Origin of the sequence: Phaeobacter sp. HF9A (assembly GCF_011806385.1) — a bacterium.
In the GTDB taxonomy this organism is placed as follows: Bacteria; Pseudomonadota; Alphaproteobacteria; order Rhodobacterales; family Rhodobacteraceae; genus Epibacterium.
The window spans coordinates 58,191-72,611 of the sequence record NZ_JAATOX010000008.1; the positions used below are offsets into that span (position 1 = coordinate 58,191).

The 14,421-nt window shown below is 61.7% G+C and carries 13 protein-coding genes; 5 read left to right on the forward strand and 8 right to left on the reverse strand.

What is annotated here, in order from left to right; genetic code table 11:
- Nucleotides 1–244 precede the first annotated feature (244 nt).
- From fahA to hmgA, 3 genes are read right to left on the reverse strand one after another with little or no spacing between them, the layout of a single operon-like run.
- Complete coding sequence (gene fahA / locus HCZ87_RS02765; RefSeq protein WP_167642244.1) at nucleotides 245–1,507, reverse strand: fumarylacetoacetase; 1,263 nt, start codon at nucleotides 1,505–1,507, stop codon at nucleotides 245–247.
- A gap of 27 nt (nucleotides 1,508–1,534) precedes the next feature.
- A complete protein-coding gene (gene maiA / locus HCZ87_RS02770; protein WP_167642245.1) occupies nucleotides 1,535–2,164 on the reverse strand; it encodes a maleylacetoacetate isomerase in 630 nt (209 codons plus the stop codon).
- Nucleotides 2,161–3,516: a homogentisate 1,2-dioxygenase gene (hmgA, locus tag HCZ87_RS02775; protein WP_175582126.1), complete on the reverse strand. Its 1,356-nt coding sequence runs from the start codon at nucleotides 3,514–3,516 to the stop codon at nucleotides 2,161–2,163. The genes maiA and hmgA overlap by 4 nt, the downstream gene beginning before the upstream one ends.
- Nucleotides 3,517–3,731: 215 nt before the next feature.
- Between hmgA and HCZ87_RS02780 the strand changes: the two genes are divergently transcribed.
- Nucleotides 3,732–4,187, forward strand: a complete 456-nt coding sequence (locus HCZ87_RS02780) for a MarR family winged helix-turn-helix transcriptional regulator (RefSeq protein ID WP_167642246.1) — start codon at nucleotides 3,732–3,734, stop codon at nucleotides 4,185–4,187.
- Nucleotides 4,188–4,247: 60 nt separating this feature from the next.
- Here HCZ87_RS02780 and HCZ87_RS02785 read toward each other — a convergent pair whose 3' ends face one another.
- Together HCZ87_RS02785 and HCZ87_RS02790 are read right to left on the reverse strand one after the other, a co-directional pair.
- Nucleotides 4,248–5,321, reverse strand: a complete 1,074-nt coding sequence (locus HCZ87_RS02785; protein WP_167642247.1) for a ParB N-terminal domain-containing protein — start codon at nucleotides 5,319–5,321, stop codon at nucleotides 4,248–4,250.
- A gap of 1 nt (nucleotide 5,322) precedes the next feature.
- Nucleotides 5,323–6,693, reverse strand: coding sequence for an AAA family ATPase (locus tag HCZ87_RS02790; protein ID WP_167642248.1), 1,371 nt, complete (start codon nucleotides 6,691–6,693; stop codon nucleotides 5,323–5,325).
- Nucleotides 6,694–7,364: 671 nt separating this feature from the next.
- On the opposite strand from HCZ87_RS02790, the gene HCZ87_RS02795 reads away from it, so the two are divergent.
- Entirely contained in the window at nucleotides 7,365–8,645 is a 1,281-nt protein-coding gene (locus tag HCZ87_RS02795) for a replication initiation protein (RefSeq protein WP_167642249.1), read from the forward strand.
- A 238-nt stretch (nucleotides 8,646–8,883) separates the two neighbouring features.
- Nucleotides 8,884–9,297, forward strand: coding sequence for a DUF983 domain-containing protein (locus tag HCZ87_RS02800; RefSeq protein ID WP_167642250.1), 414 nt, complete (start codon nucleotides 8,884–8,886; stop codon nucleotides 9,295–9,297).
- On the opposite strand, the gene HCZ87_RS02805 is transcribed toward HCZ87_RS02800, so the two are convergent.
- From HCZ87_RS02805 to HCZ87_RS02815, 3 genes are all read right to left on the reverse strand, one after another.
- Entirely contained in the window at nucleotides 9,287–10,657 is a 1,371-nt protein-coding gene (locus tag HCZ87_RS02805; RefSeq protein ID WP_167642251.1) for a PLP-dependent aminotransferase family protein, read from the reverse strand. The two genes, HCZ87_RS02800 and HCZ87_RS02805, sit on opposite strands and share 11 nt — an antisense overlap.
- Nucleotides 10,658–10,870: 213 nt before the next feature.
- Entirely contained in the window at nucleotides 10,871–11,875 is a 1,005-nt protein-coding gene (locus tag HCZ87_RS02810) for a transketolase family protein (RefSeq protein ID WP_167642252.1), read from the reverse strand.
- Nucleotides 11,876–11,888: 13 nt separating this feature from the next.
- Nucleotides 11,889–12,812 carry a transketolase gene (locus HCZ87_RS02815; RefSeq protein ID WP_368484072.1) on the reverse strand — a complete coding sequence of 308 codons (924 nt, stop codon included), beginning with the start codon at nucleotides 12,810–12,812 and terminating at the stop codon, nucleotides 11,889–11,891.
- Nucleotides 12,813–12,910: 98 nt separating this feature from the next.
- On the opposite strand from HCZ87_RS02815, the gene HCZ87_RS02820 reads away from it, so the two are divergent.
- Both HCZ87_RS02820 and HCZ87_RS02825 read left to right on the forward strand, forming a co-directional pair.
- Nucleotides 12,911–13,978: an alcohol dehydrogenase catalytic domain-containing protein gene (locus HCZ87_RS02820; protein WP_167642254.1), complete on the forward strand. Its 1,068-nt coding sequence runs from the start codon at nucleotides 12,911–12,913 to the stop codon at nucleotides 13,976–13,978.
- Nucleotides 13,975–14,421 (forward strand): molybdopterin-dependent oxidoreductase (locus HCZ87_RS02825; RefSeq protein WP_167642255.1); only part of this gene is annotated, 447 nt, incomplete at its 3' end. The genes HCZ87_RS02820 and HCZ87_RS02825, both read left to right, overlap by 4 nt.

The window sequence follows — 14,421 nt, forward strand, 5'->3', positions numbered from 1 at the left end:
TGTCACCACCGACTACATTGCCTGAATCTTCTCAGCGCGCAACCCGGTCGCCTGTCTGCGCGCAAGTTCGACCCGATCCCCACCAAAGGTCAAGAGGACAAACGCAAAATCGTAAAACTGATCGCGCGGCGCGCCCAACCGCGAGCCCAGCAGCAAGCACCGTATACGGCTGATCGAACAGAAAGGGGCACAGCGCCGATCTCGCTGTGCCCCCTGATCTGCCACGCAAAGGCAATGATCGCGCCTAGTCTTCCTGTGCCCATTCCGGCAACGCGGGCGCGGGCAAGGTCTTGCCCACACAGGCGCCAAAGCCGATCACATATCCGTTACCAACCGCTTGACCGCGCAGGGTGATGGTGTCGCCATCCTCGATAAAGCTGCGAAGCTCGCCACTGTCCAGCGTCAGCGGCTCCTTGCCGCCCCAGCTCATCTCCAGCATCGAGCCGCGCGCGGATTTCTCCGGCCCAGAGATGGTGCCCGAGCCCAGCATGTCTCCGACGCGCATCGCGCACCCCGATGTGGTGTGATGCGCAAGTTGCTGTGCGGCGGAATAGTACATTTCCTTGTAATTGGTGCGGCTCAGCAGGGTTTCGCCCTTGCCCTCCGGTGCCAATGTCACCTCCAGCTCGATGTCATACAGCATCGGCCCCGGCTCTTTCAGATAGGGCAGCAAGGGGCGTTCGCGCTCCGGGGTGGACACCCGGAACGGCGACAGCGCCGCACGGGTGACAATCCAGGGGCTGATCGTGGTGGCAGTCGCCTTGGACTGGAACGGCCCCAGCGGCTGATATTCCCAGGCCTGGATATCGCGCGCCGACCAGTCGTTCATCAACACATAGCCAAAGATCATCTCGTCGGCCTCGGCGACCGACACCATGCCCTCGGAGGGGGTGCCGACGATGGCGCCCATTTCCAGTTCCAGATCCCAACGCTGGCAGGGGGCAAAGCGCGGCAGCGCCTCATCGGGGCTTTTCAGCTGTCCATAGGGACGGGTCACATCGGTGCCCGACACCACGACCGAAGAGGCCCGCCCGTTATAGCCGATCGGGATCGAGAGCCAGTTCGCTGGCAGCGCATTCTCGGGGCCGCGGAACATGGTGCCCACGTTGAACGCATGGTTCTTGGCCGCGTAGAAATCGGTATATTCCGACACCATAAACGGCATATGCATTTGCGCCTCGGCCTGCGGCACCAGGGCGCGTGCTGTGGCCTCTGTGTTCTGCGCGCTCGCGCCCAGCAGATCCGTCAGATCCCCGCGCAGCCGCGCCCATTCCGACGGCCCAAGCGCCATCACCGCGTTCCAGCTGCCGGTTTGCAAGGCGCCGCCAAAGTCCAGCGTGCCGGCGGCTTCCAGCGCCGCCAGATCGAGGATCTGATCCCCGATCGCCACCCCGCAGCGCCGTTCACCATCGGCGCCGGAAAACACCCCATAGGGCAGGTTGTTCAGCGGAAACGGGCATTTGGCGTCATTGGCGCTCGATACCCAGGCGCGTTGTAGCTCGCTCATGTCATTCTCCTCATGAAATGGGATTGTTCAGGTCGCATCCGGCTGGACCTCTGGTCGCGCATCGGCGAATTCAGGCCGGGCCAGACAGCGGGTCTCGATCTCGGTCAGCCGCGCAAAGGGGGCCAGATCCAGCCCCCAGCGATGCGCGTTATAAAGCTGGGGCACCAGACACAGATCCGCAAGCCCCGGCGCATCGCCAAAGCAATAGGCCGTGTCGGGGCGGATCATAGCGGCAAAGGCGGTAAACCCCTGCCCCATCCAGTCGTTCATCCACCGGGTGGTCTCTTCTCCGCTATGGCCCATGTCCCGCAGCCGGTGCACAACCCGCAGATTGTTGACCGGGTGCACATCGGTCGCGATCACCTGCGCCGCGGCCCGCACCTCGGCCCGCGCGCCAGCGTCCTGCGGCAGCAACGCCGGGGTGGGGTGGCGCTCTTCCAGCCATTCCAGAATGGCCATGGACTGCCGCAGCACCTGCCCCTCCGGCGTGACCAGCGTCGGCACCCCGTGACCCGGGTTCAGCGCCACGTAGTCGGCGTCGTGCTGCGCACCGCTGACCAGATCGACAGGGATCGTTTCATAGGCGACCCCCTTCAGGTTCAGTGCGATCCGCACCCGATAGGAGGTGGTCGAGCGCCAGTAGGAATAGAGCTTCATTTCATGCCCGGCGTGCCGTCGAATTTCTTCTCAAGGTCACTCCAGCAGTCGATGTAATCTTCCTGCAACGGAGCTTCCTTGCCGGCAAATTCCGTCAGATGCTGCGGGAACCGGGTCTCGAACATGAAGGACATGGTGTGCTCCAGCTTCTCCGGCCCGAGGTTGGAATTTGACGCGCCTTCAAAGGCTTGCTTGTCCGGCCCATGCGGCAGCATCATGTTGTGAAGACTGATGCCCCCGGGCACGAAGCCCTCCGGCTTGGCGTCATATTGGCCAAAGATATTGCCCATCAGCTCCGACATGATGTTCTTGTGATACCAGGGCGGACGGAAGGTATTTTCGGCCACCATCCAGCGATCACGGAACAGCACAAAGTCGATATTGGCCGTGCCCGGCTGCCCCGACGGCGCCGTCAGCACGGTAAAGATCGACGGGTCCGGGTGGTCAAACAGGATCGCGCCGACCGGGCAATAGGTGCGCAGGTCGTATTTGTAAGGCGCGTAATTGCCGTGCCAGGCCACCACGTCCAGCGGGCTCTGGCCGATCTTGGTTTCATGGAACTGGCCACACCATTTCACCGTGAGGGTTGAGGCGATCTCGCGGTCCTCATAGGCCGCCACCGGCGCCTTGAAGTCGCGCGGGTTCGCCATGCAGTTCGCGCCGATGGGTCCCCGCCCCGGCAGATCGAATTTCTGACCGTAGTTCTCGCAGACAAAGCCGCGACAGGGGCCTTCGAGAACCTCCACCCGGTAGACCAGCCCGCGCGGGATGATGGCGATTTCCTGCGGCTCCACGTCGATGATGCCCAATTCGGTGGCAAAACGCAGCCGCCCCTGTTGCGGCACCACCAGCAGTTCCGAATCCGCCGAGAAGAAATAGGCATCCTGCATCGAGCGGGTCACCAGATAGACATGGCTCGCCATGCCGACCTGGGTATTCACATCGCCCGCCGTGGTCATCGTGCGCATGCCCGTAAGCCAGGTCAGATCCTCGCCGCTCTGTTCGACCGGGTTCCAGCGATACTGCCCGAGCGAGGTCACATCCTGCGGAATATGCGGCGCGCTTTTCCAGTATGGCAGGTCGATTTTTTCATAGCGATGCGAATGTTTGACGCTGGGCCGGATGCGATAGCACCAGGTCCGTTCGGGCCGTTCCGCCGTAAAGGCGGTGCCAGAGAGCTGCTCGCCATAAAGCCCGTAATTGCATTTCTGCGGGCTGTTCATCCCCTGCGGCAAGGCGCCGGGCAATGCTTCGGTTTCAAAATCATTGCCCCAGCCTGGCATATAGCCCTCATGCGGCCCGGCGATCGACGCTGCGCGGATCATGCCGTTGGGAAGGTCATGAGCTGTCATGGTAGGACTCCCTGTTCTCCATCGTCTGCGACAGAGTAACGACAAAACGGTTGCAAATGCAACTTGTTGTGTGAAAAAAAAGCTCACACGATGTGACGCACGCCCAAGACAGACAAACCAATGGAAAATTTTCTTGCTGTTGCGCGTAAGATCTCCAAGACTCGCCCTACCCTCGCCGCCCGCGGTTTTCCGCCGCCAACACAAAGTCCAGGCCCTTGACGAACAAAGATATCTTCGACCTTGAGGGGTTCTTGCCCTTTTTGATCAACCAGGCCGCCGAAGCCACCAGCAAGGCGTTTCAACCCGTCTATCGTGATGGCTACGGGCTGAGCCGCACCCAATGGCGGGTTCTGGCCATTACCGGGCGATATCAGGCGATCTCCTCTCGTGATATCTGTCTGATCGCCCATGAGGAAAAAAGCCGGGTCAGCCGCGCGGTCAGCGCTTTGGTGGCAGAGGGGTTGATCGAAAAATCAGGCGGCGAGGTGGACAAGCGAATCGAGCTGCTCACGCTCTCGGCCAAGGGCAGGGATCTTTACCAGGAGATCGGCCAGTCGGCGCAGGCCTTTGACGCCAAGCTTCAATCCTTGCTTGGCCCGGACCGGGACGCCCAGCTGCGCGACCTGCTCACCGATTTGCATGTCGCCCTGGATCAACTGACCCCAAAATAGCCGCGCCGCCCGGGCCGTGGCCGCCGGAGACCGGCGGCCCGTTGTGTCACTTGAGTTGTGTCATTTGAAATGCGCCGCGATCAACGCCAGGAGCGCCTCGGCCTCGGCGGCATCAATGCTGCGCCCCTTGAGGTCAATCCGCAAGCTGGATGGCCCGACCTCTGCCGTCAGATCGCCACCCCCAGCCAGCCCCCGCGCGGGCAGCCGGGTCACCTGTCGCGGACGGCCGCCCCGGGATTTTTCTTGCGGCGCAGGGGCCAGATCGGCCAGCGCCGCTTCAAGCAATCTTGCCTCGGCGCGGTCATCCTCTGGCGCGCTTCCGGCGATGGCCTTGCGCAGGGCGCCCTGCCCGCCTGCCCTGAGCGCCGTGGCCAGTTTCAGCCCCAGCTTCTCCGCCATGCCGTTGGGAAAGCGCAGCAGATCGCCCAGCCCCTCATGCACCACAGCAAAGCTGCGCACCTTGGAGCGTTTCGCCTTGGAGGCCGCAGCGAACAGGCCATCGACGGCCTCCTCGACGGAGCCAAAGACCCCCTGCCCCGCCACCAGAACCGCAATACGCCCGCGCTCATAAGGCGACAGATTGGCGCGCAGCTCGTTTTCTTCGACCATCGCCACATAGGCATCGGCGCTCTCGGCCCCTTTGCGCAGGAACGCCGGGATCTGCTCAAACCCCTCCTGGCTGCGATTGAGCCGTGCATAAGCCTCCAGCCGTCGAAAGCCGGACACCAGGCCAAAGCCGCCCTCTGCCAGCGCCACCACTTCGACCGGGCTTCGCAGCCCGTTGGCGCGGATGGAGGCGATCAGCTCTTGCAGCTCCTCCTCGTCGATCTGCATGCGGTCGCGGCGCAGGTATTCCCGGTCGATCTCTTCCAGCGGGATCATCTGCACGATCTGCCCGGCGGCCTCCGCCTCGCGCCATTTTCCGGCGTCGGCGCGATCCCGGGCCAGCTCCACCCGATCCGTGACCGCGGCCATCCCATGCGCCTGCGCCGCCTCGGCGGACACTTTGGCGATGGGCGGTGCGCTTGTGCTACCGCCCTCAAAGGGGTTCAGCTTGGGTTTCGCCGCGAAACCTTCTTCCAGCGCTTCGATTTCTGCCGTGTCAGGGGCAATGAGCCGTCTGCGTTTGGCCATCTTATTCTGCTCCTTCCATCTGGACGTCGCGCCACCAGCTGCCGATAAGAAGCTCCTTGAACTCGGCATAGGTGCGATCAAAGGTTTCCCGACCACGTACATAGGTATCGCGGTTGAAGTCGCGATAGTCCGCTTCATAAATCCCATTCACCTGCTCTCCCGCCTGGCCCACAAGGGCCGTGACATCCTGACGGTAGGCATTCATGAAATCACCGAAGTAAGCCTGGATCACATTCGCCATATCCGTCTGCTGACTGGCGTCAAAGCGCGTGATCAGCGCCCTTACTACATCCCATTCGAACTTAATTTCAGGCAAACCCGCCGCACGCTGCGCAACGTTCTCGCCCTCTTCGATCGAGGCGAAGGTGGAATAGAGCATGTCAAAAAACCGCCCCGTGCTGTCAAACTCCAGAAAGGAGGCCCCAAGCGGCACCAGCAGGATATCGGCGGCGGCAAGCGCATTGATGGTCAGGTAGCCAAGCGCCGGGGGCGTGTCGAGAAACACGATGTCATAGTCATCGAGGATCCCTTCGTCCTGAAGGAAATTGTTGAGCGCATCCCACAAGGGCCAGGACCGCAGCCCCATCCGCCAGACCGGGATCTGGAATTCCGCCCAATAGAGGTTCAGTTGCGCGCCGATCAGATCAATGTTGGGCCAATGGGTTTTCTGAATGACGTTTCGCGGCGAAACCCTCAGGGCTTCGGTCAGGGTTTCATCGAGCGGCAATTCCGGCTGCCCGGATGCGGCGCGGACTGCGTTTTCCTCGACCACGGATTTGGCGTAGTCCTTGGCGATGAGCGGAAAGACCGTGCTCCATTCATCCTCGATAGTGCCACCAAGGATCGAGGTCATCGAGCCCTGGCTGTCCAGATCAATCACCAGAACCTTGTAGCCATCCAGCGCGGCGGACATCGCCAGATGCGCCGCGGTCGAAGTCTTGCCAACGCCACCCTTGAAGTTCGCAACGGCGGTTACCTTGGCCGGAACCCCCTTTGGGCGATAGGGAAGATACTCCTTGGTCGAAATGCCCTCACTTGCGAAATGCTGTCGCAGGATCAGCACCTCTTCCAGGGTGAACCATTTGGAACCACCTTCGCCCTCGCCCTGGGGCAGATCGGGATGGGACTTCAACACCCGGCGCAGATGCTGCGGTGCCACCGGGATCAGATAGCGCGTGATCTCCCAGGTGGAAAACTTGCGCAGGCGTTTCTCGCCATCCGGCGCATAGCCGCGCCGCGCCAGATCCTCGCGTCCCTTGGTGCAAAGCGCCGCGGCTTTTGCAAAACGTGGGGTCTGTATCGGATCGGGTAGCTTTGCGGCGGCCTTTGCAGGATCCAGATTGAAATAGGGGGGCAATGCGGGAGAGGTCATAACGGTGCTCGATCTCTGTGCGTGTGTGCTATTTTTGATTATATGATGCAGAATAGGAAACATCTTTCCCAATGCATAGTCCATACGGACCCAGACCGACAATTTTTCGGGTGCCTGAGCTCGGTTTCGCCGCGAAACATGTCATGCTGTTTCATAAATCAACGAATAGAGAGCAACAAAACTTTTTGGTATTTTAGGATCTTTAAAATATTTGGTTCTCCAATATCTATATATTTCAATTCTTTAGATGTGTTTGGGGACCCCGATACAGGATGAAGGGCACCTCTTTCCGGGATAAGAGGCACCCGTTTACAGGATAAAAGGCGCCGATGTGCGGGATCAAAGGATCCGATTCTCGGGATGGTGTCCGGTTTACACACTGTACCCATTGCGCGGAGCAGGGGCCTCACATGGCTGTAACTGTGATGATTTAGACTCTGAGCGCCCTGAATAGAGCCTAGCGCCTGCGGCGCGCTGTGGCGCTCTGGTGTGCGCTTGCGTGATGGGCCGATTCGCGTCGGGCTGCGGTGGAACGCCGGGCTGAGGCAATTGATCCCGTAGATGGGTTCCTTTCGCGTCGGGCAGGTCGGGGGCACAAAGGAACCCATCAATGATTGTCTCATGGGTTCCTTTTATGGCATTCTTACAAAAAATAAAGAGCAGATGATTCCATGACAGATCGGGTACTCAACGAGGAGCGCCTGACCGGCGCGCTTAGTCGCGAAACGGTCAAAAAGAATGTCGCCGCGATCCACATCAGTGGCAAGCTGACCTTGTTACAACGCAAGCTGTCGAATGTGCTGTTGCTCAACGCCTATGACACGCTGACCTCGGCACGCAGTCATACCATTGATGCGCGCACGTTGGCGATGATGGTGGGCTACAATTCCAACGATATCGACAGCCTGCGCGCAAGCCTGCGGGCCCTGGCCGAGACCGTCGCCGAATGGGATATGCTGGATGAGCAAGGGCATCAGGAATGGGGGGTTTCCGCGCTTCTCAGTTTTGCCAAGCTTAAGAACGGCGTCTGTGAATATGCCTATTCCCCGGCGCTGGCGCAGAAGCTGCATGACCCCAAGATCTATGCGCTGATCAACGTGAACATCCAGCGCAACTTCACCTCCGGCCACGGGTTGGCGCTCTATGAGAATTGCTATCGTTTTGTGCGCACCGGCTCCACGGGCTGGTGGAGCCTGGAGATTTTCCGCAAGCTGATGGGGGTCGATGGTTCCGCCTATTACGAGAGCTTCAAACATCTCAACGCCAAGATCATCAAACCCGCCGTGGCGGAGGTGAACAAGAGCTCCGACATTATTATCGAGCCGCAAACCCGCAAGAAGGGCAGGGCGGTAAGCGACATCCGCTTCCTGATCAAAGAGAACCCGCAGATGGCGATGTTCCAGATCGACGACGGCGAGGGGCTGCGCAATCTCGCGGTCTACCGGGCGCTGCGCGGGCAGGGGATCTCTGACCGGCTGGCGCGGCAATGGATCACCGAGCATGGCGAGGACTACGTGCAGGAAAAGCTCGACTATGTGGCGGGGCAGGGGGCGGTGAAATCCCGCAGCGGATATCTGCGCGCCGCGATCAAGGGCGATTATGTGGCGGCGGGTGAAGCTTCCCCCAAGCTGACCGCAGAAGAAGAGGCACGCCGCGAGGCGGCCCGGCTGGCGCGAGAGGCGGAACAAGCCGCCGAGGCCGCGGCCTTTGAGGCCCGCGCGGCGGAGCGACGGGATCGGGCGCGGCATCTCGATATCGTTGACGGGCTGGTTTCGCGGCGAAACCCCACCCAGCGCGACGCAGACAAACGCTTGTTCCTGTCGCAGTTGGAAAGCGATCTGGACCGGGAGCATTTCCGTCAGCACGGCTGGCGCTCTGCGCTGAATGCCAGTGCCATCATCGCGTTCTGGCAGGACCTGGAGCCCGAAGCCTTTGACCCTGGTGCGGATTGACGCGGGATGGATGGCGCCACTGTGGCGGAAGGCATACAATCTGCATACATTAAACCCGCCAGAAAACACCCGTGAGGATACCGTGACGGAGCTAAACTGGGCCTGACGCGTATCAGGCCCGACGGAGGCAGAATGCCACAGTGTAAATACAATATTGGTAATGTATGTTAGATTGATCTAGTCAATGGTACGGATTCGGGGCCTGTTACGTCCCGATCCGAGAGAAGGAGTGTCCGTGATGTCGAACGCGGAAACCAAGGAAGACGCCCCGCGCGATATGCGCAGATCACTGAAGCGGGGCCTGCGCTGCAAATGTCCGAACTGCGGGATTGGCAGCGTGTTCAAAGGCTATCTGAAGGTGCGCACGGAATGCGAAGCCTGCGGTCTGGATCTGACGCCGCAGCGCGCGGATGACGGGCCGGCCTATGTTGTTATCCTGCTGGTCGGCCACTTCGTCGGATTTGCGCTGCCGGTGTTCTTTGAGAGCTTTCGCGACAACCCGCTGCTGGTCGCCTGTCTGTTGTCGGTGGTGTCCATAGTGATGGCGCTGGCGCTCTTGCCTCCGGTCAAGGGGATGTTCGTTGCCTTTCAATGGGCCAAGCGGATGCATGGCTTTGGCGCCCCGCGCACACCGGCTGACGTCAGCCCATAAAGGCGTTGTGCTGGATGCTGTTGGCGAGGAAGTAAAGATTGGCGCGCAGGGCGTCTCGCGTCAATGACCCGCCCAGACACAGGCGCAGCTGTTCGCCCGGTGTGATCCCGACGCTGAAGGCATCCGAGGGCATGATCCCGACCGGACGACCGGCCATCCGCGCCACGATATCGGCGCGGCCGATGCCCTTGGGCAGCGTCAGCCAGATGTTAAAGGCATTCTCGGCGCCGATGAAGGTGCAGCCGTCCAGCGCCTCGCGGGCAATCGCCTGGCGGGCCGAGGTTTCCGACCTGATAAAGCGGCGGATCTGGTCGGCGGTGCCGTCCTCGATCCAGCGCGTCGCCAGGGCGGTGGTGATTGGCGAGGCCATAACCGCCTGCACCTTGAGCGCCTGACCCAGCGAATAGGCCTGTTTGCCATTTGGGGCGACCGTATAGGCCAGCCGCAGCCCCGCGCCGATGCATTTGGCGAGGCCGCCGATATGCCAGGTCAAATCCGGCGCGGAGACGGCAATCGGTGCGGGGGGGCGGGCCGGAATGAACCCATAGGCGTCATCTTCGATCAGATGCAGCCCATGTCTATTCAGCACCTCGGATATCGCTAGGCGTCGATCCGTGGGGATTGTCAGCGTGGTCGGGTTTTGCAGGGTCGGGTTGAGATAAAGCGCCTTGGGTCCATGGCGCTGAATCGCAGCTTCGAGCGCGTCGGGCAGGATGCCGTCGTCGTCCATCTCGATGCCAATGAGGTTCAGCCCACGCCGTGAGGCGATATTGCGAAAGCCGGGATAGGTGATCTGTTCGCAGAGCACGGTATCGCCGGGCTGCGTCAGGATCGTCAGAATGGCGCAGATGGTGCTATGGGCGCCGGGCGAAATCACCAGCCGCGCGCTGGTGGGGATCATGCCGCGCAGGCTCAGCCAGGTCGAGGCGGCGTCCTTGTCCTTGTCCGATCCGGTCGAGGATTGATAGCGCAGCAGTTGCATCAGATTGGCGGAAACATAGTCCAGCCCGCCGCGCATATTGGCGATCAGGGCCGGGTCCGTCGGCTCTGGCGGCAGGTTCATCGACAGGTCTTCATCGGCCAGACGCAGCGGGTCCGGGCCGGCGCTCGCCTCGACTGGCTCGGCAATAAAGGTGCCGCGGCCCACGTGGCTTTTGACAAGCCCGCGCGACTGGGCCTCGCTATAGCCGCGTGAAACCGTGGTAAAGTCGATGCCCATATGCTCGGCCAGTCGCCGCTGCGGCGGCAGGCGGGTGCCGGGCGTCAGGACGCCATCCTTGATGTCTTGCTCAATGGCATCCGCAATGGCGATATATCGCGGCTTGCCGTTGGCTTTGGTCTGGGGCGTCCAGTCGGTCATGTCGGTCTCCATTGTCATCCGTTGATAGCGAATGATTCGCGGGAATTGAAGCCGATTGTATGGATGCGCCTGTGCGTTGCCGCAGCCTGTTCCCGCCGTCTGGTCACACTGGGCCAAGCGCGGCCCAGTTGTATGGGGGCGGGGAAACGGCGTGCGCCACCAGCCTTTTGGACTGATGGCGCACATCGGGGACGTTGCTTGTGTGACTGAGCGTCAGAGCGCTTCTGCTTTGACCAGGGAATGCACGTCATCGACGCGGGCTGCGTCGAGGTCGTCTTCGGTGATGTCGAATGTCTGACCCATCAGATCTTCGACACCGCGCACCAGGGCCAGGGCGTCCAGACCGTAGTAGCGCATCAGGTAGGGGCGCGATCCACCGTGGGCATAGGTGTCTTTCAGGCCCAGCCGGATCAGGCGTTTCCCCACGCCCGCATCTGCCATGGTTTCGGCGACAAGGCTGCCGACGCCACCTTCGGTCACGTGGTTTTCCAGGGTGATCACGCCGTGTTTCACGCTGCCGATCTGATCCAGAAGTGCCTTGGAATCAAAGGGTTTGATCGTGTGCAGGTGAAGGTGGCGAATGGACAGCCCAGCCTTTTTGAGCGCCGCGCGGGCGCGCATGGCTTCTTCGGTGCAGATGCCCGAGGTCACCACGAGGATATCGTCACCGGTGCTCAACTCGCGCATTTCGCCGACCTTGATGGGCGTGTCGAACAGCCGCGGCACGGAGCCGCGCAGAACCCGGCACCAGACCGGGCCGTCGATGCTGTCGGCGGCTTCGCAGATTGATTCCACCTCCGTCGCGTCGCCGGTTTCCAGGATCGTCATGTTCGGGATCGACCGCATGACCGAGATATCCTCGATCGACTGGTGGGTCATGCCGCCGGGCGTGGTCACCCCGGGCAGGAAGCCCATCAGCCGGACCTTGCGGCGCGGATAGGCGATCGAGGCCATCAGCTGATCGTAGGGGCGGCGATACATGAAGACGCCAAAGGTGTGGATGAAGGGACGATACCCCGCAAGGCCAAGCCCGCCGGCAAAGCTCATCATGTTTTGTTCGGCCATGCCCATCGACAGGAACTGATCGGGGTGGCGATCCCGGAACCCGTCGATTTCGCAGGACGACGTGAGGTCAGCGGAAAGGCACAGGATATCGGGATTGCCCGCCGCGAATTTTTCGAAGGCCGACGCATAGGGGCGTGAAACCATTTCTACCATCTGTCCGGTCTCCTTAATGGCTGTAATCGACCGGGTCGACGCCCAGATCTTTTGCGATGGATACGTTCATACGTGCGCGTTCGTCCTCGGATTTGAACCGCACGTAGTGCAGACGCGGGAAGCGCTCTTCGAGGATCGACATCGCGTGGAACGGATTGGTGCGCGCGAGGATGATCAGGGGCTTGCCCTCGTGGTTTTCCTCGGAGGCCTGACGGATCGCGGTCAGGTCGTGACCGTCCACCTCGACGCAATGGGCGCCGAAGTTGATGAACTTGGTGCGGATGTCGCCGACCTCCATCACGCTGTCCATGGCGCCGTCGCATTGCTGGTCGTTGACGTCCATGATCGCCTTGACCTCGATGTTGTGAAACGCGCAGGCCTGCACAGCTTCCCAGGTCTGACCCTCCTGCACTTCGCCGTCGGACATGAACACCCAGGTCTTGCCGGTGTCGCCGCGCAGCTTGCGCCCATAGGCCAGGCCCGCCGCGGTCGAGAGGCCGATGCCCAGGGTGCCGTTGTGCACCTCCATGCCGGGGCTGTGTTCGGCGCCGATCATCTCGACCGAGGAGCCGTCCTTGTTGAACATATCAAGCCCCTCCGGCGCCATGCGTCCGACCTCGATCAGCGTGGCGTAGGCAACCAGCGCGTAATGCGCGGGGGCGATAAAGAGGCGGTCATAATCCGGCGTTGCCGGTCCGTTATAGCCAGCGCCGGTGTGATACTCCGGGTTGTTCGGCGACGGCACGCCTTCGAAGGGTTTGGGAACCATCGGCAAGGTCGGCTCACCGAGGTTCAGCGCCTCGTTGTAGAGCCATGCGAGCTGCTCGCCCGCCGAACAGGCCTGGCTGAGATAGCCGCCGTTGTTGCGCATGGAATGCTCGTACACCCGCCGGCGGATGCCAAGCGCAATCTCTTCTGTCGTCTTTTCGTTTCTCACTGGGAGCCTCCTCCGACCAACTTTACAAATGTCATTAATCCATGCAAATGTAAAAAACAATAGCCAGCTGTCTGGCAGCGCCATTCGGGAGGAAAACCATGAAACGCATGAAGGCCATTCGGTGCCACGGCTTTGGCGGCCAGCATCAGTTCGAAAGCGCGGTGGAGGTGCCAAGCCCCGGCGCCGGAGAAGTACTGGTGCGGGTTGACGCCAGCGGGATCTGCGCTGCCGACCGCGCGATGTGGGATGCCAGCGGCCCCTGGCAGCTGTCCTTCCCCTTTACGCCGGGGCATGAGTTCACCGGCACCGTCGTGGCGCTGGGTGAGGGCGCGGCCGCGCGGCATGGGCTGGCGGTTGGGGACCGCGCCATTGCGGAGCTGAACATCACCTATGGCAACGATTTCTTTCGCCAGCGGGGGCTCTATCACCTCTCTGACAGTATGGATGTGTTGGGGGCCACTTTGGACGGGGGCTGGGCGGAGTATATGATCTACCCGGCGGATGCGGTGATCCATAAAGTGCCCGACAGCGTCTCAAACCGCGCCGCCTGCTATACCGAGCCTTTGGCGAATGCCATCCACGGGGTGCAACGCGCCGACATCGGTTTTGAAGACGTGGTGGTGGTGGCCGGGGCAGGGCCCATCGGCATGGGCATGATACAGGCCGCCCGGTTGAAGACACCGCGCAAGCTCATCCTGATCAACCCTGGCAAGGCCAAGCGCGACCTGGCGCTGACGCTCGGCGCGGATCTGGCGTTTCACCCCGATGATCCCGAGCTGCGCAGCACGCTGGACCGTCTGACGGGAGGGCGCGGCGCCGATGTGTTCCTTGAGGCCTCCGGGCGGGGATCGGCCTTCCTGCAAGGGCTGGATCTGATCCGCAAGGCCGGGCGCATGGTGGTCTTTGGCGTCTACAAGGAGGCGGTGCCGTTTGATCTGAATATCCTTGGCGAATTCAAGGAGCTGGACCTGCGCGGCGGCCACCTTGCGCCCTTTACCTATGCCACGGCGCTCGATCTGATGGCGCGGGGGTTGATTGATGGCGAGGCTTGCGTCACCCATGCCTATCCCCTCGAAGAATTCGAGGCTGCCATCACCCGGACACCGGCGCCGGACGAGGTGCAGATCAAGGTCATTTTTGAGCCACATGGCAAGGAGTCCTCGTGAAATATACGTCATCCCACTGGGGCAGCTACCAGTTTGAACCCGGCGGTCCGCTGACGCCGCTGGCCAGTGATCCCGATCCCTCGCGCATTGGGCGCGGTTGGGCCAGCGCGTCGCAGGACCGCCAAAGTCGCATCCTGCGCCCCGCCGTCCGGCGCGGCTGGCTGGAGGGGGACGGCGGGCGCAACCGCTGTGGCGATAGCTATATCGAGGTCTCCTGGGAACGGGCGATCGAGCTGGCGGCGGGCGCCTTGGGCAAGGTCATCGAGACCCATGGCAATGAGGCGGTCTTTGGCGGCTCTTACGGCTGGTCCAGCGCCGGGCGGTTTCATCACGCACAAAGCCAGATGCGGCGGGTTCCGAAACCCCCGGGGGGCGGCGGGTCGGCGCGCCACACCTTTTTCCCCTCTGCCGCCCCGGGGGTCCTTCCCCCCCTTCTTGGGGTC

Excerpts from the sequence above, each read along its gene's own strand:
- fahA (WP_167642244.1), bottom strand. The coding sequence starts at position 1,507 with ATGAGCGAGCTACAACGCGCCTGGGTATCGAGCGCCAATGACGCCAAA.
- maiA (WP_167642245.1), bottom strand. The coding sequence starts at position 2,164 with ATGAAGCTCTATTCCTACTGGCGCTCGACCACCTCCTATCGGGTGCGG.
- hmgA (WP_175582126.1), bottom strand. The coding sequence starts at position 3,516 with ATGACAGCTCATGACCTTCCCAACGGCATGATCCGCGCAGCGTCGATC.
- HCZ87_RS02785 (WP_167642247.1), bottom strand. The coding sequence starts at position 5,321 with ATGGCCAAACGCAGACGGCTCATTGCCCCTGACACGGCAGAAATCGAA.
- HCZ87_RS02790 (WP_167642248.1), bottom strand. The coding sequence starts at position 6,693 with ATGACCTCTCCCGCATTGCCCCCCTATTTCAATCTGGATCCTGCAAAG.
- HCZ87_RS02795 (WP_167642249.1), top strand. The coding sequence starts at position 7,365 with ATGACAGATCGGGTACTCAACGAGGAGCGCCTGACCGGCGCGCTTAGT.
- HCZ87_RS02800 (WP_167642250.1), top strand. The coding sequence starts at position 8,884 with ATGTCGAACGCGGAAACCAAGGAAGACGCCCCGCGCGATATGCGCAGA.
- HCZ87_RS02805 (WP_167642251.1), bottom strand. The coding sequence starts at position 10,657 with ATGACCGACTGGACGCCCCAGACCAAAGCCAACGGCAAGCCGCGATAT.
- HCZ87_RS02810 (WP_167642252.1), bottom strand. The coding sequence starts at position 11,875 with ATGGTAGAAATGGTTTCACGCCCCTATGCGTCGGCCTTCGAAAAATTC.
- HCZ87_RS02820 (WP_167642254.1), top strand. The coding sequence starts at position 12,911 with ATGAAACGCATGAAGGCCATTCGGTGCCACGGCTTTGGCGGCCAGCAT.